This is a genomic window from Aquabacter sp. (assembly GCF_965279295.1).
Taxonomy (GTDB): Bacteria; Pseudomonadota; Alphaproteobacteria; order Rhizobiales; family Xanthobacteraceae; genus Aquabacter.
The window spans coordinates 566,821-584,680 of the sequence record NZ_CBDIHQ010000018.1 but is presented as its reverse complement, the minus strand read 5'-3'; the positions used below and the strand labels follow the sequence as shown (position 1 = coordinate 584,680).

14 protein-coding genes are annotated in these 17,860 nt (G+C 65.1%); 12 read left to right on the top strand and 2 right to left on the bottom strand.

The annotated features are described in order from the left end of the window. Positions 1 to 6 precede the first annotated feature (6 nt). The 7 genes from ADADO0_RS20660 to ADADO0_RS20630 all read left to right on the top strand — a co-directional run bounded on the left by ADADO0_RS20660 (position 7) and on the right by ADADO0_RS20630 (position 8,864). Positions 7 to 1,143: an efflux RND transporter periplasmic adaptor subunit gene (locus ADADO0_RS20660; protein ID WP_511307074.1), complete on the top strand. Its 1,137-nt coding sequence runs from the start codon at positions 7 to 9 to the stop codon at positions 1,141 to 1,143. 4 nt (positions 1,144 to 1,147) lie between these two features. After that, the gene (locus tag ADADO0_RS20655) at positions 1,148 to 4,267 is read left to right on the top strand and encodes an efflux RND transporter permease subunit (protein WP_511307073.1); all 3,120 of its coding nucleotides are present in this window, start codon (positions 1,148 to 1,150) and stop codon (positions 4,265 to 4,267) included. 246 nt (positions 4,268 to 4,513) lie between these two features. Beyond that, complete coding sequence (gene hemP / locus ADADO0_RS20650) at positions 4,514 to 4,702, top strand: hemin uptake protein HemP (RefSeq protein WP_511307072.1); 189 nt, start codon at positions 4,514 to 4,516, stop codon at positions 4,700 to 4,702. 458 nt (positions 4,703 to 5,160) lie between these two features. Next, positions 5,161 to 6,894 (top strand): ArnT family glycosyltransferase, encoded by a 1,734-nt coding sequence (locus ADADO0_RS20645; protein WP_511307071.1) that lies wholly within the window; start codon positions 5,161 to 5,163, stop codon positions 6,892 to 6,894. Beyond that, a complete protein-coding gene (locus ADADO0_RS20640) occupies positions 6,891 to 7,778 on the top strand; it encodes a phosphatase PAP2 family protein (RefSeq protein ID WP_511307070.1) in 888 nt (295 codons plus the stop codon). The genes ADADO0_RS20645 and ADADO0_RS20640 overlap by 4 nt, the downstream gene beginning before the upstream one ends. Next, positions 7,775 to 8,533, top strand: a complete 759-nt coding sequence (locus ADADO0_RS20635; RefSeq protein ID WP_511307069.1) for a glycosyltransferase family 2 protein — start codon at positions 7,775 to 7,777, stop codon at positions 8,531 to 8,533. Before ADADO0_RS20640 ends, ADADO0_RS20635 begins: the two co-directional genes overlap by 4 nt. Further along, a complete protein-coding gene (locus ADADO0_RS20630) occupies positions 8,523 to 8,864 on the top strand; it encodes a lipid-A-disaccharide synthase N-terminal domain-containing protein (RefSeq protein WP_511307068.1) in 342 nt (113 codons plus the stop codon). The genes ADADO0_RS20635 and ADADO0_RS20630 overlap by 11 nt, the downstream gene beginning before the upstream one ends. Before the next feature lie 29 nt (positions 8,865 to 8,893). On the opposite strand, the gene metC is transcribed toward ADADO0_RS20630, so the two are convergent. After that, positions 8,894 to 10,072, bottom strand: a complete 1,179-nt coding sequence (metC, locus tag ADADO0_RS20625; protein ID WP_511307067.1) for a cystathionine beta-lyase — start codon at positions 10,070 to 10,072, stop codon at positions 8,894 to 8,896. Positions 10,073 to 10,236: 164 nt separating this feature from the next. Here metC and ADADO0_RS20620 point away from each other — a divergent pair, with 164 nt between their 5' ends. The 4 genes from ADADO0_RS20620 (at position 10,237) to ADADO0_RS20605 (ending at position 14,858) form a co-directional block, all read left to right on the top strand. Continuing rightward, positions 10,237 to 11,256: an amino acid ABC transporter substrate-binding protein gene (locus ADADO0_RS20620; RefSeq protein ID WP_511307066.1), complete on the top strand. Its 1,020-nt coding sequence runs from the start codon at positions 10,237 to 10,239 to the stop codon at positions 11,254 to 11,256. A gap of 129 nt (positions 11,257 to 11,385) precedes the next feature. After that, the gene (locus tag ADADO0_RS20615; protein WP_511307065.1) at positions 11,386 to 12,678 is read left to right on the top strand and encodes an amino acid ABC transporter permease; all 1,293 of its coding nucleotides are present in this window, start codon (positions 11,386 to 11,388) and stop codon (positions 12,676 to 12,678) included. Between the two features lie 10 nt (positions 12,679 to 12,688). Next, positions 12,689 to 14,068 carry an amino acid ABC transporter permease gene (locus ADADO0_RS20610; protein WP_511307064.1) on the top strand — a complete coding sequence of 460 codons (1,380 nt, stop codon included), beginning with the start codon at positions 12,689 to 12,691 and terminating at the stop codon, positions 14,066 to 14,068. Positions 14,069 to 14,081: 13 nt separating this feature from the next. Further along, positions 14,082 to 14,858, top strand: coding sequence for an amino acid ABC transporter ATP-binding protein (locus ADADO0_RS20605; protein ID WP_511307063.1), 777 nt, complete (start codon positions 14,082 to 14,084; stop codon positions 14,856 to 14,858). Positions 14,859 to 15,424: 566 nt separating this feature from the next. Here the strand turns inward: ADADO0_RS20605 and ADADO0_RS20600 are convergent. Beyond that, the gene (locus ADADO0_RS20600) at positions 15,425 to 15,949 is read right to left on the bottom strand and encodes a DedA family protein (protein WP_511307062.1); all 525 of its coding nucleotides are present in this window, start codon (positions 15,947 to 15,949) and stop codon (positions 15,425 to 15,427) included. 370 nt (positions 15,950 to 16,319) lie between these two features. On the opposite strand from ADADO0_RS20600, the gene ADADO0_RS20595 reads away from it, so the two are divergent. Beyond that, a complete protein-coding gene (locus ADADO0_RS20595; protein ID WP_511307061.1) occupies positions 16,320 to 17,834 on the top strand; it encodes a DEAD/DEAH box helicase in 1,515 nt (504 codons plus the stop codon). Positions 17,835 to 17,860: the final 26 nt, after the last annotated feature.

The following is a 17,860-nucleotide window of genomic DNA, read 5'->3' as shown; positions in this document are numbered from 1 at the left end:
CGTGGGTTGAGGGTTACCCTCACCGTTGGTGTATTGGCGATCCTGGGCGCGGCGGGCTGGGCTTGGTCCACGGGCGTCTGGACCGGCAAGAGCGCCACCGCCGCCAATGCTCAGACACCTTCGGAGCGCGGTGTTCCCGTGGTTGCGGCCACGGCGGTGCGCAAGGCGGAACCGGTGCGGGTGACGGCCCTGGGCACGGTCGAGCCGATGGTGACGATCACCATCCGCACCCGCGTCGCCAGCCGTGTCGAGCAGGTCCGCTTCGAGGACGGCGCGGCGGTCAACAAGGGCGACCTGCTGTTCGTGCTCGATGCCCGCGACATCGACGCGCAGATCCTCAACTCTCAGGCGACGCTGACCAAGGACAAGTCGCAGCTTGAGAAGGCCATTCGCGACGTGGACCGCTACACCGGCCTGCTGGCGCGGAGCGCGGTCTCCCAGGTCCAGGTGGACGATTCCAAGACCACGGCGGATATCCAGCGCGCGGTGGTTCAGCAGGACGAGGCGAACCTTCAGTCGCTTCAGGTGCAGCGGTCCTATTACGAGATCAAGGCGCCTGTGACCGGGCGCATGGGCGTGTCCGGCGTGCGCCCCGGTGCTATTATTCGGGTGGACGACACGCTCGCCACCATCAAACAGATCAAGCCCATCTACATCGCCTTCGGCGTGCCCGAGCGGTATCTCGCCGAACTGCGCGCCAACATGGCGCAGGCGACGGTTCAGTTCCGCCTTCAGGGCAGCTCCGAGAGCGTGGGCGGCGGCAAGCTGTTCGCGCTCGACAACACCATCGACCCGCAGACCGGGACCTTGATGGTCCGGGCGATGTTCGAGAACGCCGACGAGCGGCTCTGGCCCGGCACGCTCGGCGACATCACGGTGACGCTGCGCATGGAGCAGAACGTGGTGGCGGTGCCGGCCGAGGCAATCCAGAGCGGGCAGAACGGCACGTTCGTGTTCCTGGTCGACAACGGCGTTGCCAAGGTTCAGCCGGTCACGGTCAGTCGTACCGTGGACGGCGATGCCGTGGTTGCGGCCGGGCTGTCCGGCGGCGAAACCGTCGTCACTCAGGGCCAGCTCGCGCTGCGGGCAGGGGCACGGGTCGATATAAAACGCCAAAGCGGTGCGGCGACAGCCGGGAGCTGACCTCATGTTCTCGGAAATGTGCATCCGCCGCCCGGTCATGACGAGCTTGATGATGCTCTCATTGATCGTGGCCGGCTTGTTCGCCTACCGCCTCCTGCCCGTCGCGGCGCTGCCCCGGGTGGATTTTCCCACCATCAACATTTCCGCCACCCTGCCGGGCGCCAGCCCTGAGACCATGGCCTCGGCGGTCGCGACCGTCATCGAGCGCCAGCTCTCCACGATTTCCGGCATTACCTCGCTGACCTCGTCGAGCACCCAGGGCTCGACCTCCATCACCATCCAGTTCGACCTGTCGCGCAACATCGACGATGCGGCGCTGGATGTTCAGTCGGCGCTGTCGGTCGCCCAGCGGCAATTGCCCGACGAGATGACGACCCCGCCGAGCTTCCGAAAGGTAAATCCTGCGGATGCCCCGGTGATACTGCTGGCGGTGTCGTCCGCCACGCTGCCGCTTTCGGCGGTCAACGAATATGCCGACACCATCGTCGGCCAGCAGATTTCCCAGCTTCCCGGCGTTGCCCAGGTGCAGATCTTCGGCACCCAGAAATACGCCGTGCGCATTCGCGTCGATCCCGCGGCGGCCGGCGTGCGAAACATCTCGGCGGCCGACATTCAGTCCTCGATCCAGGCGGCCGCGTCGAACACGCCCATCGGCCAGCTCTCCGGTCCCAAGCAGAGCATGACCATCGACATGGGAACGACCACGGCTTCGGCCGAGCCGTTCCGCCGCATCGTCGTGGCGTTCCGCAACGGCGCGCCGGTGCGGCTCGACGAGATCGCCCGCGTCACCGACGGCATCGAGAACGAGCGGGTGGCGAGCTGGTTCAACGATGAACGCTCCATCGTGCTGGCCGTGGTGCGCCAGCCGGACGCCAATACGGTGGCGGTCGTGGACCAGGTGCGCGCTCATCTCGACCAGTATCGCGCCCAGGTGCCCGGCGCGGTGAACATCGAGGTGCTGAACGACCGCTCGGTCTCCATCCGCGATGCGGTGCACGACGTTCAGAAGACCTTGTTCGAGGCGATCGTCCTCGTCGTGCTGGTGATTTTCCTGTTCCTGCGCAACGTGCGGGCCACCCTCATTCCCTCGCTGGCGCTGCCGCTGTCGATCGTCGCGACCTTCGCGGCCATGTGGGTGCTGAACTTCTCCATCAACAACATGACGCTGCTGGCGCTCACCTTGTGCGTCGGCTTCGTCGTCGACGATGCCATCGTCGTGCTGGAGAACATCTACCGGCATATCGAAGGCGGGATGAAGCCGTTCAAGGCGGCGATCCTGGGATCGCGCGAGATCGGCTTCACCATCATCTCCATGACGCTGTCCCTGGTGGCGGTGTTCATCCCGGTGCTGTTCATGGGCGGCGTGGTGGGCCGGGTGTTCCGCGAGTTCGCGGTGACGATCTCGATCGCCATCCTGCTGTCCGGCTTCGTTTCGCTCACGCTCACGCCCATGCTGTGCGCGCGGATGCTCAAGCCGGTGGATCACAACAAGAAGCCCAACGTCTTCTTCCGGGCCAGTGAGCGGGCGTTCGACCTCTGGCTCGCCGGTTATCGCATCAGCCTGGATTTGGTGCTGCGCCATCGGCCGTTCATGCTGATCGTGACCTTCCTGACCATCGGTCTGGCAGGCTATCTCTACGTGGTGGTGCCTAAGGGCTTCTTCCCCACCGAGGACACCGGCTTCATCACCGGCACCGTCGAGGCCGCCACCGATACCTCGTTCGACGCCATGGTCGAGCGGCAGAAGCTGGTTGCCGCCGCGGTTCGGGGTGATCCCAATGTCGCCTATCTGGTGTCGACCGCCGGCGCGACCGGCGTCAGCCGCACCACAAATTCCGGTCGCTTGTTCGTTGCGCTTAAGCCCTATGAGGAGCGCGGCCAGAGCGCGTTCCAGATCATCCAGGACCTGCGCAAGCGCGTGGCCGGCATCCCCGGCGTGAAGGTTTTCTTCCAGCCGGTGCAGAACATCAACATCGGCGGCGTGGCGTCCAAGAGCCAATATCAGTTCACGCTCCAGAGCAGCGATTCCGCTGCGCTCTATCCCGGCGCATCGAAGATGGAGGAGATGTTGACCCATGTCCCCGAACTGCGGGACGTGACCTCGGATCTTCAGATCTCCAATCCCCAGCTCACCATCGACCTCAACAAGGACAAGGCGGCGGCCCTCGGCGTCACCGAGGAGCAGCTTCGCAACGCGCTCTATACCCAGTTCGGCACCCGGCAGGTCGCGACCCTCTACACCCCCACCAACCAATATGCGGTGATCGTCGAGGCTCAGCCGCGCTTCCAGCAGGACGCCTCCGACCTCGGCCGGGTCTATCTGCGCACCTCCAGCGGCGGCGTGGTGCCGCTTGAAAGCGTGGCGGATATCCGCCGCACCGTCGGGCCGCTCCAGATCGCCCATCAGCAGCAACAGCCCGCCGTGACGATATCCTTCAACCTCGCGCCCGGTGTTTCGTTGGGGCAGGCGGTGGAGGCGATCGGTGTCGCGCAGCGAAATGCCAATCTTCCGCCGTCCATCTCCACCGGCTTCCAGGGCACGGCCCAGGTGTTCCAGGATTCGCTCTCGAACCAGCCGATGCTGATCCTCGCCGCCGTGGTGGTGATCTACATCGTGCTCGGCATCCTGTACGAGAGCTTCATCCACCCCATCACCATCCTGTCGGGCATGCCTTCTGCCGGCATCGGGGCGCTGCTGACCTTGATCCTCTTCAAGGTCGAGCTGTCGGTGATCGCGTTGATCGGCATCGTCATGCTTGTGGGCATCGTCAAGAAAAACGCGATCATGATGATCGACGTCGCGCTGGAGCGGCGACGGCAAGGCGCCGATGCGGTGGACGCGATCCGCGAGGCGTGTCTGCTGCGTTTCCGCCCCATCATGATGACGACGCTCGCGGCCATCTTTGGCACCCTGCCGATCGCGCTCGGTGGCGGCGCCGGCGCGGAGCTTCGCCAACCCCTGGGCATCGCCGTGGTCGGTGGCTTGTTGGTTTCGCAATTGCTGACGCTCTACATCACGCCGGTGATCTATGTGTATCTCGACCGCTTCGACCGGGTCGTCTCCCGCGCGATCGCGGGCGATTCGTCGGACGCGCCCGTTCCCGCACCGCACCCTGCGGAATGACGCTTCCAGAACGTGCTAATTTCGCCTGAAACGGGCGCCGGCGCATCTCGCCGGCGCCCGTTTCCGTCTGAGAGCCCATGCGCTGACGGCTGGGCTGTAATGCGATGCGCGCCCGTGCGTTGATTTCTGTTTCCGTGTGTATTACTCAACGTCTAGAGCAAGAACAGATAATATTGAACTGTTCTAAAAGACCTCGATAGCTTGGCCTTATAGATTTTTCGGCCAATTTAATTTGGAGTCATTCAAATGACCAAGCATGAGCACGGAGTGACCGCGTGGTCATCGCGCGACAAGGCCCGCGTCATCCCGATGGTTGAGGAGCAGATGAACAGCCGCGACCTGTTCGCTGCATCCCGCGTCATCACCATTTCCCACGGTTCCCAAGTCTACCAGCTGCGCCTGACGGCCCAGGACAAGCTCATCCTCACCAAGTGAGGGGAGGGGAGTCTTATGTGCTCCCACTCCCTCTCCTGCTTTCGGGAGCTGTGCGGCACGCATGGCAGGCGCGGGATCGGTGGTGCTTCTCGAATGACCGCGGCATGCCCCCTCTCCCCCTCGGGGAGAGGTGGAAACGGCCCGGCCTTTGCACCTGATGACCCGCTATAGCTTGCGAGGTCTATTTCGCAGCGCTCTCGCTTGCGGGGGAGGGAATGACGCGACGTTCTGCGTTTGAGCGCGAGCCCGCACCGTTTTCCCAGAGCCCCCCTAAGCCAGAGGAATAACGCAGCGGTCACCCTAGGGGAGGGCGTGCGCCGCCATCTTTCCGCCCAGCTCCCTCTCCAGTTGTCCGCTCTCGCCGGGACACGGGCGGAAGCGATCCGGACGGGCACCTTTCCGGCCGGTTGGTTTCTGTTATTGTCCCGCGCCCAAAACGACCGGACCTGAAACCACGCATGGCCATATCCGAGCCCGCCGGACGCACGGCATCGAGCCCGTCCGCGCTGGACCGTGCAGCGCGCGGCCTGGATTACGCCAGTGCCAGCCACCTTCGCGCCAGCCTGCTTCTGGTGGTGGTGGCGTTGATCGCCTTCCTGCCCGGCATCTACGCCCTCTCGCCCATCGACCGCGACGAGGCCCGCTTCTCGCAGGCCACCAAGCAGATGCTGGAAAGCGGGAATTTCGTCGACATCCGCTACAAGGATGTCGCGCGGCACAAGAAGCCGGTGGGCATCTATTGGCTTCAGTCGGCAAGCGTCGCGGCCGCCGAGGCGGTGGTCGGCCCCTCGGCCCTGACCACCATTTTCTATTATCGCATCCCCTCGCTGCTTGCCGCCATCGGCGCGGTGCTGCTCACCTATTGGACGGCACTGTGCTTCGTCTCACGGCGCGGCTCCTTGATCGCCGGCCTGATGATGGCGAGCTGCGTGCTGCTCGGCGTCGAGGCGCGCCTCGCCAAGACCGATGCGGTTCTGCTGTTCACCGTCCTCGCTTCCATGGGCGCCCTGGCGCGGGCCTATATGTCCCGACCCTTGCCATCCAAGGGCGAACTGGGCCTTTCCGCGATCTTCTGGACTGGCCTTGCCGCCGGCATTCTGGTGAAGGGTCCGCTGGCGCCGATTTTCGTCGGCCTGCCGATCCTGGTTCTCGCCATCGCCGACCGTTCGGTCGCGTTCATGCGCGTGCTGAAGCCGCTGCCGGGCCTGCTGTGGTGCGCGCTGCTGTGCCTGCCCTGGTACATCGCCATCTATTTCGTCACCAGCGGTGCCTTTTACGAGCATGCGGTGGGCGTCGACATGCTGGGCAAGGTTGCTGAAGGCGCTGAGGGGCATTGGGGCCCGCCGGGCACCTATCTGCTCGCCATGTGGGGCACCTTCTGGCCGTCCGTGGTGCTGGTGGTCATGGCGGTGCCGTTCGCGTGGCGGAACCGGCGCGAACGGAGCGTGCGCTTTCTCCTGGCGCTCATCGTTCCGTCCTGGCTGGTGTTCGAGATCGCCGTCACCAAGCTTCCCCATTATGTACTCCCGCTTTATCCGGCCCTGGCCATCCTCACCGCCCTGGCGCTTGAGCGCGGCGAGATTGCCCAGGTCGGCCGCCGCCTGAGGGACTTCAGGGGGTTCTGGCCGATCATCGGTGCGCTGATCGCGGTCGCCATGCTGGTGGGCCTCATCTGGTTCGGGGGCGCCCCGGTCTATGCGCTTGCGGCGGCGCCCTTCCTGCTTAGCGCGCTGTTCCTGCTCTGGATCGCCAGTCAGCGCATCGTCTCGGCGGGGCCGGAGGCCGGTTTCGTCGCGGCTGTTGGCGGCGCGCTGCTGCTGTATGTCGGTGCCTATCAATTCCTGCTGCCGCAGATGAATGCGCTGTGGATTTCGCAGCGCCTTGCCGTGATCGCGCGTGAAAGCGGGTGCCCGGCGGCCAATATCGCGACGGTCCCCTACCAGGAGCCGAGCCTGACTTTCCTCGTCGGTACGGACGTGCGCTTCACCGATCCCATGCAGGCGGCGGACCTCCTGAAGACCGGCGGCTGCACCATGGCCTTCATCGGCGCCAATATGCTCCCGCAGTTCGAGCTGCGCGCGCGGGAGATCGGCCTGCGCTATAAGGCGACATCGAGCATCGCCGGCTTCACCTATAATGGCGGGCGCAATGTCGTAATCACCGCGTTCCGGCCGGAGGAGGGCACGAATTGACGAGCCGCGCCGCCAGCATCGGTGCAAGCGCCACCACTATGGTGGGCGCGACGCTCAGTGGCCTGTGGGCGGCATGGACCTATTTCAAGATGCGGCCGGCGCGTGGCACACGCGCGCGCGTCAGCAGTGCGGGTGTGGTCGAAATCGCAACCCTCTTCATTCTGTTCGCCAGTCTGATCATCGCATCCATGATCCTCATTGATCCTTTGGTGCCGCAATTGCGGTTTCACATGCCGGCGGGCGTGGTGATGATTTCCGAACGCGTCACCAAGCTGGGGCTTGGCGGCGTGGTCCTGGTTCCTCTCGCTTTTTGCCTCCTGGCCGTGCTGGCGGTGAAGCCGTATCTGGATGATATGGGCCGGCGGATCGCGGCCGCGACGGTCGCCCGGCTGGGCTTCCTGTTCATCTCCATCGCAGGCGCGGGCCTGATTGTTTTGGTCGTGAAATACGCGCTCGGCCGCGCGCGCCCCTACGTGGCGCTGCACCTCGCCGGCCCGAACCCGACCATGACCTTCGACTGGCTGTCGACTTCAGCCGGCTTTGCCAGCTTTCCCTCCGGCCACAGCACCATCGTGTTCGCGACGGCGGTGGCGTTTGCCGCCCTGTTTCCGCGGGCGCGGGTGATCCTGATCATCCTCGCGGCCCTGGTGGCTTCGACGCGGGTGGTACTGGGGTCGCATTATCCCAGCGACGTGCTCGCGGGCGGCGCCCTCGCCACGGCTTTCACGCTTTCCATCGTGAAGGTGTTCGCGGCCCGCCGCCTGGTTTTCTCGGTTGCCCCCGACGGCACCATTTCCCCCATGTCCGGGCCGACGCCCCGGCGCCTTGCGCGCCTCGTGCCGCCGTCCTCCCCGGCGCCCGCCTTTGAAGAGGCCAGATCTTGAACACTGCTGCTTTCGACGCGTCCGCCCCGGCGCGTCTCTCGGTCGTCATCGCCGTGCGGGACGAAGCCGACAACATCGCCCCGCTGATCGCCGAAATCGACCAGTCGCTCGGCGCAGGTGCCTATGAGTTGATCTTCGTGGACGACGGCTCGGGCGACGGCACCCCGGCGGCGCTGCGCGCGGCAGCGGAGACCCGCCCCTATATGCGCATCCTCACCCACGGAACCTCGTGCGGAAAATCGGCGGCGGTGGCGACCGGCGCCTGGGTCGCCCAGGGCGATATCCTCCTGCTGCTGGACGGCGACGGGCAGAACAACCCCGCCTATCTGCCGCCGATGGTGCGCCTGCTCGATGACGGCGGTCCGATGGCCGGCATGGTCCAGGGCGAGCGCCAGGGCCGCAAGGACACGACGTTCAAGCGGTTTCAGTCCCGCCTCGCCAATGCGGTGCGACGCTCGCTGCTGCGCGACGGCACGAAGGACACCGGCTGCGGCCTCAAGGTGGTGAAGCGCGACATTTATCTGCGACTGCCTCATTTCGATGCAGTTCACCGTTTCACCCCTGCGCTGGTCGCCCGGGAGGGGTATGAGGTGCTGACATTTCCCGTGGTCGACCGGGCGCGTTGGCACGGCGTGTCGAAGTATGGCTTCTGGAACCGCCTGTGGGTCGGGATCGGCGACATGCTCGGGGTCTGGTGGCTGACGCGGCGGCGCAATGTTCCGAAAGTGGTGAAGGTCTATCCGGATGCTCGTTGATCTCGCCCATCTCGTCGGAGATTATCTCCACGACGTCTTCATCAACCAGCTCGACTGGTGGGTGATCCTGGGCTTCGTCGCGCAGATCGCCTTCACCATGCGGTTCGTGGTGCAGTGGATCGCCAGCGAGCGGGCCGGCAAGACCGTCATTCCCTTCGCGTTCTGGACCTTCTCGCTGGGCGGCGGCACGCTGCTGCTGGTCTATGCGCTCTATCGCCGCGATCCGGTGTTCATCGCCGGGCAGGCTCTCTCCACCTTCATCTATATCCGCAACCTCCAGTTCGCCTTGCGCGAGCGCAGGCAGAACCGGGAAGCGGCAAAGTCCCAATAACCGGGGCGCGGACGCCCCGGTGCTTTCACTCAGGCCGCGTCGAGCTTCGCCAGGCCCTGGGCGAGATCGGCGATTAGATCGCCGGGATCTTCCAGGCCGATATGCAGGCGAATGGCAGGGCCTTCGGCCTGCCAGGTGGTGGCGGTGCGATACTCCGCGCAATCGAACGGAATGATCAGGCTCTCGAAGCCGCCCCACGAATAGCCCATGCCGAAATGGGTGAGCGAATCGAAGAACGCCCCCACCGACGCGTCCGACGCCGGCTTGAGAATGGCCGCGAACAGGCCTGAGGCGCCGGAGAAGTCGCGCTTCCAGATGTCGTGGCCGGCATCCCCGTCGAGCGCCGGGTGTAGGATGCGCGACACCTGCGGCTGGTTGCGCAGCCATTGCGCCACAGCGAGTCCCGAGCGCCAGTGCCGCTCCAGCCGCACCGCCAGCGTCCGCAGCCCGCGCGAGCCCAGCGCGGCGTCATCGGGGCTGATGCAGATGCCGAGATCCCCGTGGGTGTCCTTGATCTTGCGCCAGGCAGTGCCGGTCGCCGCGATGGTGCCGAGGTTGAGGTCGGCGTGGCCGCCGAGATATTTCGTGCCAGCCATGATCGAAACATCGACCCCGTGCGCCAGCGGCTTGAAATAGATCGGCGTCGCCCATGTGTTGTCGATGAGCGTGGTGACGCCGCGCGCCTGCGCGACGCGGGTGATCGCCGGCACATCCTGCATCTCGAAGGATTGCGAGCCGGGTGATTCCAAGAAAATGGCCCGGGTGTTGTCTTTGAGCAGGCCGGCGATGCCAGCCCCGATCAGCGGGTCGTAATAGGTGACCTCGACCCCAAGGCGCGCCAGCACGGTGTCGCAGATGCGCCGGGTGGGACGATAGGCCGTGTCCACCATCAGCAGATGGTCGCCAGCTTTCAGCACCGAGAGCAGCGCGATCGAGATGGCAGAGAGGCCGGAGGGGGTCAGCACCGTGCCGTCCGCGCCTTCCAGCGCCGAGATCGCGGTTTCCAGCGCCTCGCTCGAGGGATTGCCCCGGCGCCCGTAGGTATAGCGCCCGCGGTGCGCCACGAGGTCATCGTAAGTGGGGTAAAGCACGGTGGACCCACGCACCACCGGCGGATTGACGAAGCCGTCGAAGCGGAACGGATCGCGACCCAGCCGGACCACCTCAGTGGCCGGCGCGAAACTTGCTTCGGGGGAGGGGGACTTCATCCTGGACTCCGGTTAACGATGGTTGAATGCCCAAAGGTTGGGCGAGCTATTGACCACCCGCTCGCAACAGACTGAGATACATCCATACGACGTCCCGGACGATGGCGTCGATCCCGCATCGGGAACATGCCAGTTCGTCCGTATAGGCCTGGGAGATAAGAACAATGGGACCTTCCTTTAAACGCATCCTGCTCGCTGCCGGAATGCTCGCGCTCGGCGTCGGCGCGGCCGGTGCGGGGACCCTTGACGATGTGAAGGCACGGGGCGCGCTCAATTGCGGCGTGTCGCAGGGCCTGCCCGGCTTCTCCAACCCCGACGACAAGGGCAATTGGACCGGCCTGGACGTGGACTTCTGCCGCGCCATCGCCGCCGCGATCTTCAACGACGCGAACAAGGTGAAATTCTCGCCGCTTTCGGCGAAGGATCGCTTCACGGCGCTCCAGTCGGGCGCCATCGATGTGCTCTCGCGCAACACCACCTGGACCATGTCCCGCGACACCACGCTGGGCTTCAACTTCGCCGGCGTGATGTATTACGACGGCCAGGGCTTCATGGTGCGCAAGTCGCTCAATCTGAAGTCGGTCACGGAGCTTAACGGCGCCTCGATCTGCGTGCAGACCGGCACCACCAACGAACTGAACGTCGGCGACTACTTCCGCACCAACAATCTGAAGTATGAACTGATCGCCTTCGCGACCATCGACGAAACCATCAAGGCGTACGATTCCGGCCGCTGCGATGCCTTCACCTCCGACCAGTCGCAGCTCTACGCCGTGCGCCTCAAGCTCACCAACGCCAGCGACCATGTGGTGCTGCCAGAGGTGATCTCCAAGGAGCCGCTCGGCCCGCTGGTGCGCCATGGCGACGACAGCTGGTTCGACCTGGTGAAGTGGACCTATTACGCGCTGCTCGATGCCGAGGAACTGGGCGTCAGCTCCAAGAACATCGACCAGATGGCCAACACCCCCAACCCGGAAATCAAGCGGCTGCTCGGCGGCGACAGCAAGTTCGGCGAGGCCATCGGCATCTCCAACGACTGGGTTGCCCGCATGGTCAAGCTGGTGGGCAATTACGGCGAAATCTTCGACCGTAACCTCGGCCCCTCCACTCCTCTCGCCATCGACCGCGGCTTGAACAAGCTGTGGAGCAAGGGCGGCATCCAATACGGCATGCCGGTCCGCTGACCGACTAGGGAGCCCGGCACCGAATGGTGCCGGGCTCTTTCACTTTCAGGGGTATGTGCCGGCAGCGGGGGCGTCGGCATTGCTCGTGTTTCAGAGGGGCCGCAGAGCCTCTGGGGATAGAGGGGCCTTATGACAGACGCACGCTGGTCGGAGCCTGCCCCGACACGCCGCCGATGGTCTTGGACAGACCCGGCGCTGAGATCCGCAGTCATTCAGGTGACGTTGGCCATTGTCCTTCTTTGGATGGCCTGGTCCTTCTTCGCCAACGCCCAGGCCAACCTTGCCCGCCAGGGCATCGCCTCCGGCTTTGGCTTCCTCGATAATCCCGCCGGCTTCGGCATCACACAGACGCTGATTCCCTATTCGGAATCCATGAGCTACGGCCGGGCCTTTCTGGTCGGCCTGCTGAATACGCTGCTGGTCGCCGGGCTCGGTATCGTCCTTGCCACCATCATCGGCTTCCTGGTGGGCGTGGCGCGGCTCTCCAACAATGTGGTCGTGAAGGCGCTGGCCTCCGCCTACGTGGAAGTGACGCGAAACCTGCCGCCGCTGTTCCAGATTCTGTTCTGGTATCTGGCGGTGCTCTCCACCATGCCGAACCCGCGTCAGAGCTGGGGCTTCGGCCTTCAGCCGTTCCTGAATTTTGTGTCCTCCAGCGCCGCGAGCCTCGGCTTCGGTTCGGTGGCGGAAACCTTCAAGTCGTGGGCCGGCAGCGTCGCCGGGCCCGGCGTCTTCGTCAGCAATCGCGGCCTCGTGGTGCCGCGCCCGGTGTTCGAGCCCGACTTCACCATCATCGGCGGCATCTTGGTGGTTTGCATCATCGCCGCCTTCCTGGTGTCCCGATGGGCGCGGCTCCGGCAGGAGAAGACCGGACAGCAATTCCCCTCCTTCTGGGCCGGGCTCGCGCTGATCGTCGTGCCGGCCACCATCGCCGGCTTCGTGCTGGGCTGGCCGGTGACGTTCGAGCGGCCGGAACTGCGCGGCTTCAATTTCGCGGGCGGCATCCGCGTTATCCCCGAATTCGTCGCCCTGCTGCTGGCGCTCTCGATCTATACGGCGGGGTTCATCGCCGAGATCGTCCGCGCCGGCATCCTTGCGGTCTCGAAGGGGCAGAGCGAGGCGGCCCACTCGCTCGGACTTCGGAACGGCCACACGCTGCGCCTGGTGGTGATCCCCCAGGCCATGCGGGTGATCATCCCGCCGCTCACCAGCCAGTATCTCAACCTCACGAAGAACTCGACGCTCGGTGTCGCCGTGGGATACCCGGACCTGTTCGCGGTGTTCGCAGGCACGACGCTGAACCAGACCGGGCAGGCGATCGAGATCATCGCCATTACTATGGCGGTCTACCTCGCCATCTCGCTGATCACGTCGACCCTCATGGGTTGGTACAACAAGCGCGTCGCGCTTGTGGAACGGTGAGGAGGCGATAATGGACGCTCGAACCGTTTCCTACGTCGCTCCCCTGGAGCTTCGCCCGCAGGAACCCGCGCCGGCCTCGGCGCGCGGCATCTTCGGCTGGGCCCGCGCACACCTGTTCGGCTCGGTCGGCCAGGTGCTTCTCACCCTGTTCGGCATCTGGGTGGTCTATGCGGTCGTACCGCCGATGGTGAAATTCTTCATCACCGACGCGGTGTGGACCGGCATGACGCGGGAGGCCTGTCTTCCCGAGAATGCCGGCCATCCGGTGGGGGCCTGCTGGCCGTTCATCGCCGCCAAGTTCAACCAGATCCTCTACGGCTTCTATCCCGCCAGCGAGCGGTGGCGGGTCAATGTGGTCTACGTGCTCGGCATCATCCTGTTGGCGCCGCTGCTCATTCCCCGCTTGCCCTACAAGCGCGCCAATGCGCTCGCCTTCTTCGTCCTCTATCCCATCCTCTCCTTCGTGCTGCTGACCGGCGGCGCGCTGGAACTGCGCAACTTCGTGCTGGGCGGTTTCGGGCTGGATTTCGGCCTCACCGCCTCGGCGTTTGGCTTGCGTGCCTCGTTCTGGCTCCAGTTTGTCATCGTCGCGGCGATCGTCACCGGCCTCGCGATGCTGGTGGCGCCGATCTTCGGTGGGGAGCGCAGCGGCGCGGCGCGGGGGACATTGAAGACCTTCGCGGTGATCGGCGCCGTGATGCTGTTCGTCGATGTCGACTTCGGCCTGCCGGAGGTCGAGACGCGGCAATGGGGCGGATTGCTGGTGACGCTGGTCATCGCCGTCACCGGCATCACCGCCTCGCTGCCGCTCGGCATCCTGCTGGCGCTTGGGCGGCGCTCGCAACTGCCGCTGGTGAAGTACGCCTCGATCATCTTCATCGAGTTCTGGCGCGGCGTGCCCCTCATCACCGTGCTGTTCTTCGCCACTTATATGCTGCCGCTGTTCCTGCCCGGTCGCTTCACCATCGACGGGTTGCTCCGCGCGCTGGTGGGCGTCGCCCTGTTCGCGTCCGCCTATATGGCGGAAGTGGTACGCGGCGGGCTCCAGGCGATCCCCAAGGGCCAGTATGAAGGCGCCATGGCGATGGGGCTGCGGTCCGGGCTCATGATGCGGCTGGTGGTGCTCCCGCAGGCTTTGAAGCTGGTGATCCCCGGCATCGTCAACAACTTCATCGGCCTGTTCAAGGACACCACTCTGGTTCTGATCGTGTCGATCTTCGACCTGCTCGGCATCCTGCGCGCCTCCTTCACCGATCCGACATGGGCGACGCCGACGACGCTGTTCACCGGTTTCGGCTTCGCCGGCATCGTCTATTTCGTCTTCTGCTACGGCATGTCCCGTTATTCGATGGCGCTGGAAAAGCGTCTCGATCGCAACCACCGTCATTGAGGGAGGGCTACCCATGAGCACGCAAACCCAGACGCAGGGCCAGACCTCCCCCGAACCCGAATACGCGGTGGAACTGGTCAACGTGAACAAGTGGTACGGCGACTTCCACGTTTTGCGGGAGATTAATCTCTCCGTGAAGCGCGGCGAGCGGATCGTCGTCTGCGGCCCGTCCGGCTCGGGCAAATCGACCATGATCCGCTGCATCAACCGGCTGGAAGAGCACCAGAAGGGGCGGATCATCGTCGATGGCATCGAACTGACCAACGACCTGAAGCGCATCGACGAGGTGCGCCGCGAGGTCGGCATGGTGTTCCAGCATTTCAACCTGTTCCCGCACCTCACCATTCTTGAGAACTGCACCCTGGCGCCCATGTGGGTGCGCAAGATGCCGAAGCGCGAGGCGGAGGAAACCGCCATGCACTTCCTCAACAAGGTGAAGATCCCCGAGCAGGCCAACAAATATCCCGGCCAGCTCTCGGGTGGTCAGCAGCAGCGCGTCGCCATCGCCCGCGCCCTGTGCATGCGTCCGCGCATCATGCTGTTCGACGAGCCGACTTCGGCGCTCGACCCGGAAATGGTCAAGGAGGTGCTCGACACCATGGTCAGCCTCGCCAACGAAGGCATGACCATGCTGTGCGTGACCCACGAAATGGGCTTCGCCCGCCAGGTGGCCGACCGGGTGATCTTCATGGATGCCGGGCAGATCATCGAGATGAACGAGCCCAACACGTTCTTCGCGAATCCCCAGCACGAGCGCACCCGCCTGTTCCTGTCCCAGATCCTGCACTGAGCCGTCTCTCCGGAGGCGGGGAACGGCAGGCACCTCACAGTCGGTTCGTCATGGCCGGGCTCGTCCCGGCCATCCACGCCGCTCCGCTGGACCTAGACGGGAGGATTGGGTCGACAGCTATTTGCCGTCGGCCTCTGCAACCCAGATTTTTGTGCCGACTGGAACATCCGTTTTCGTGAGGCTTCTCAACAGACAAGCCCAACGAGGCTCCTTCGGTGGGGCAGAATGAAGGATATGTTCGAGCGTGAGCGTAGCGCTCTGCTCGCTTCCACAGGGGAGCCTGAGCATCACCGTTAATTGGCGCGGTCCTTCGTATTCAGCCTGCAACGGACCGGGGACAACGATCACCCCACGCCCGGCAATATCGAACGCGCCATCTACGGTAAGGAGCATTCTAGCCATAGTCTCCTTTTTATCGCGATTGCCTGATGCTCGCTACCGAAGCGTTGTTTCAACGGCAGCTTTCATGTGTGTCGGTTGCTGGTGCCGACTGCCGTCATAAGCCAATATGACCTGGCTGCGGCGACAGCCTAAAATCGCACGCCAAAGCCTTTTGCCGCGCTCCCCTAATACCCCAGTAGCTTCAGGGCGGCGGCGCCGGGGGCCAGCATGGCGAAGGCCCAGATTGCGGCGCTGGCCACATTGGCCACCTGAAACGGGAGCTGCCGCATGGAGAGCACGCCGGCGATCAGCGGCACGACCGCGCGCAGCGGCCCGAAGAAGCGGCCGACCGCAATGCTCCAGATACCGAAGCGCAGGAAGAAGACTTCGGCGCGCGCCACCAGATCGGGACGGCGCGAGAGCGGCCACACGCGGCGCGCCCGGTCCTTATAATAGCTGCCAAACCAATAGGATACGGTATCGCCCAGCGATGCGCCGAGCGTCGCGGCCAGCCAGACCGGGCCGAGCGGAATGCCGCTCGCCTCGATCAGCGCGCCGATGGCGAGCAGCAGGACGGTGGCGGGAATGAAGATCGAGATCAGCGCCAGCGATTCCCCGAATGCCAGTCCGAATACCAGCAGCGGCGCCCACCTTTCATTGTCCCGGACGAAATCCGTGGTGGCGGTGAGCAGCGAACTGACGTCGAACATGAGACCTCCGGCCCGGTCCATTTCGGCACGCAGAGGCGGTCGCGCAAGGCCGGGCGCGCGGCGCCAAACGGCCGCAGGGCAGGGGCTTCTGAGCCGCCAAACTGGCAAACTCAAGGCTTTCTCTTGAAAACTCCATCGATTTGAGCCATATGAAGCCCGCAGCAATCGGCAGTGCCCCTCGGGCCGGAGCGATTGCTCTCGGGCCGCGTAGCGGAAGCGGTGGAATGCCAGAGAGGCGTTCCCGTCGATTTTGCCCGATTTTCGATGATTGTATGCGACACCCCAGGCCACGCGGGATGTCATCCCTCGCGATTGCGCGGCGCCGGTAAAACCGATGCGCCGGCGGCTTTCGCCGCATGAAAGACAGAGCTTGACCTCTTTTACCGATCTCGGCCTCGCCGAGCCTATCGTCCGTGCCCTCACTGAAGAGAAGCACATCACGCCGACGCCGATCCAGGCCCAGGCCATCCCCCAAGTCCTCGCCGGCCGCGATCTCATCGGGATTGCCCAGACCGGAACCGGCAAGACCGCAGCGTTCGCGCTGCCGGTTCTCGACCACATGGTTCGCAACCCCGTCGTCCTTCAGCCGAAGGGCGTGCGGGTTCTGGTGCTCTCGCCGACCCGCGAACTGTCCGGCCAGATCGTCGATAGCTTCACCAGCTACGGCCGCTACACCGGCACCTCGGTCACGCTCGCCATCGGCGGCGTGCCGATGGGTCGTCAGATCCGCGCCATGCACCGCGGTGTTGACGTGCTGGTCGCCACGCCCGGCCGCCTCATGGATCTCGTCGAGAACCATGCGGTGAAGCTCGACGCGGTGGAAGTCCTCGTCCTCGACGAAGCCGACCAGATGCTCGACATGGGCTTCATCCATGCCATTCGCGCCATCGTGCGTCGCCTGCCGCCCAAGCGCCACACGCTGTTCTTCTCGGCGACCATGCCGAGCGCGATCGCCGAACTCGCCAATTCCATGCTGCGCAACCCCGTCACCGTCTCGGTGACGCCGGCTGCCAAGACGGCGGACCGGGTCGACCAGCGGGTGATGCTGGTGGACAAGTCCGCCAAGCCCGCACTGCTGGCCGAACTGCTCGTCGCCGAGCCGATCGACCGCGCTCTGGTCTTCACCCGCACCAAGCATGGCGCGGACAAGGTCGTGCGCGCCCTGGAGAAGGCCGGCCTGAGTGCCGAAGCCATCCACGGCAACAAGTCTCAGAACCAGCGTGACCGGGTTCTCGCCGGCTTCCGCGACGGTTCTGTGCGCACCCTGGTCGCCACCGATATCGCCGCGCGCGGCATCGACGTGACCGGCGTGAGCCATGTGTTCAACTACGACCTGCCGAATGTGCCGGAATCCTACGTGCACCGCATCGGTCGCACCGCCCGCGCCGGCCGGGAGGGGATTGCCATCTCCTTCTGCGACGGTGAGGAGAGGGCTTTTCTGAAGTCCATCGAGAAGCTCATTCGCCTGACGCTTCCGCAGACCGACCGCCGCATGTCGTCCGGGACAGCGCCTGCCGTCCTGCCGGTGGATACGACGGCCGGCCGCGACCGCAATGAAGGCTCCCGCGAGGGCCAGCGCCGTCCCGCGGGCCGGCCGTTCCATGGTGGAGGCCGTTCGCAAGAGGGCCGCTCCCAGGAAGGGCGCTCCCAGGAAGGCCGCTCCGGCCAGGGTCGCCAGGACGGACGGACGGACGGGCGCCACGGCGCTGCCGGTGCCGGCCGCACAGGCGATGTCCGCAAGACCGGCGCACGCCCGGACGCCCGCGGCGGCGGCGGCAAGCCCGCGCCTGCCAATGCGGGTGCCGGCATCGGTGCCGTCGGCTTCCTGCGCACGGCTCCGGCCCGCGCTGCGAAGCCCGATGCCGGGTCGCGTCGCCCGCGCTGAACAGTCAAATCCGCGCGCCGGGACGG

What these genes read in the sequence shown, in the direction of transcription:
- ADADO0_RS20655 (WP_511307073.1), top strand. Translation starts at nt 1,148, where the DNA reads ATGTTCTCGGAAATGTGCATCCGCCGCCCGGTCATGACGAGCTTGATG.
- hemP (WP_511307072.1), top strand. Translation starts at nt 4,514, where the DNA reads ATGACCAAGCATGAGCACGGAGTGACCGCGTGGTCATCGCGCGACAAG.
- ADADO0_RS20645 (WP_511307071.1), top strand. Translation starts at nt 5,161, where the DNA reads ATGGCCATATCCGAGCCCGCCGGACGCACGGCATCGAGCCCGTCCGCG.
- ADADO0_RS20630 (WP_511307068.1), top strand. Translation starts at nt 8,523, where the DNA reads ATGCTCGTTGATCTCGCCCATCTCGTCGGAGATTATCTCCACGACGTC.
- metC (WP_511307067.1), bottom strand. Translation starts at nt 10,072, where the DNA reads ATGAAGTCCCCCTCCCCCGAAGCAAGTTTCGCGCCGGCCACTGAGGTG.
- ADADO0_RS20620 (WP_511307066.1), top strand. Translation starts at nt 10,237, where the DNA reads ATGGGACCTTCCTTTAAACGCATCCTGCTCGCTGCCGGAATGCTCGCG.
- ADADO0_RS20615 (WP_511307065.1), top strand. Translation starts at nt 11,386, where the DNA reads ATGACAGACGCACGCTGGTCGGAGCCTGCCCCGACACGCCGCCGATGG.
- ADADO0_RS20610 (WP_511307064.1), top strand. Translation starts at nt 12,689, where the DNA reads ATGGACGCTCGAACCGTTTCCTACGTCGCTCCCCTGGAGCTTCGCCCG.
- ADADO0_RS20605 (WP_511307063.1), top strand. Translation starts at nt 14,082, where the DNA reads ATGAGCACGCAAACCCAGACGCAGGGCCAGACCTCCCCCGAACCCGAA.
- ADADO0_RS20600 (WP_511307062.1), bottom strand. Translation starts at nt 15,949, where the DNA reads ATGTTCGACGTCAGTTCGCTGCTCACCGCCACCACGGATTTCGTCCGG.